General features: G+C 57.7%; 1 protein-coding gene. It reads left to right on the forward strand.

Annotated features, from left to right (window positions below):
• A partial coding sequence (gene tnpC / locus ACF8EA_RS02865; protein WP_392521072.1) for an IS66 family transposase occupies window positions 1-1,136 on the forward strand: 1,136 nt, incomplete at its 5' end.
• Between the last annotated feature and the right edge of the window lie 20 nt (window positions 1,137-1,156).

Genomic DNA, 1,156 nt, shown 5'->3' on the forward strand with positions numbered 1-1,156 from the left:
AGCTCGATATCGTGCCGATGCAGATCCGCGTACTCAAACACGTGCGCAAGATCTATGGCTGCCGTGGTTGCGAGACTGCTCCTGTCACTGCTGACAAGCCCGCCCAGTTAATCGAAAAAAGCATGGCCAGCCCAAGCGTGCTGGCCATGCTGCTGACGACCAAGTACGTCGATGGCTTGCCGCTACACAGGTTTGAAAGTGTGCTGTCCCGCCACGGCATCGAGGTTCCACGACAAACCCTGGCGCGTTGGGTGATCCAGTGCAGTAAATACTTCCAGCCGCTGTTGAACCTGATGCGTGATCGGCTGCTGGAAAGTCCGGTGATTCATTGCGATGAGACCCGCGTCCAGGTGTTGAAAGAACCGGATCGAGACCCGACCAGCCAATCCTGGATGTGGGTGCAAGCCAGTGGCCCGCCTGATCGACAAGTTGTGCTGTTCGACTACACCACCAGCCGTGCGCAGGAAGTACCATTGCGTCTGTTGCAAGGCTATCGCGGCTATGTGATGACCGACGATTATGCGGGTTACAACGCTTTGGCGTTGCAGCCCGGTATCGAGCGACTGGCATGCATGGTTCACGCGCGCCGCAAGTTCGTCGAAGCACAAAAGGTGCAGCCCAAGGGTAAGACCGGACGAGCCGATGTGGCGCTGACGATGATCAATAAGCTGTATGACATCGAGCGCGACCTCAAGGAGGTCAGCGACGAACAGCGGTTCATCGGTCGCCAGGAAAGAAGCTTACCGATCCTCGGTCAGCTGAAAAGCTGGCTGGACAAGACGTACGCCCAGGTGACGCCGCAAAGCGTATTGGGCAAGGCGGTGCATTACCTGGCAAACAACTGGAGCCGCCTGGAACGGTATGTCGAAGCGGGCCATTTGCCAATCGACAACAACCTGGCAGAGCGTGCGATAAAACCGTTTGTCATTGGGCGCAAGGCTTGGCTGTTCAGTGACACGCCCAAGGGCGCCACGGCAAGTGCGCAGATATACAGCTTGGTCGAGACCGCCAAGGTCAACGGCCAGGAGCCCTATACGTGGCTGCGCCACGTACTTGAGCGCCTGCCGTATGCGTCGTCGGTCTCAGACTACGAAGCCTTGCTGCCATGGAACTGCTCGCCAGAGATACCACGGTAAGCTGAGGCCCTATCTTTTAG

The sequence above is a fragment of the Pseudomonas sp. YQ_5 genome, assembly GCF_043103305.1.
In the GTDB taxonomy this organism is placed as follows: Bacteria; Pseudomonadota; Gammaproteobacteria; order Pseudomonadales; family Pseudomonadaceae; genus Aquipseudomonas; species Aquipseudomonas putida_Y.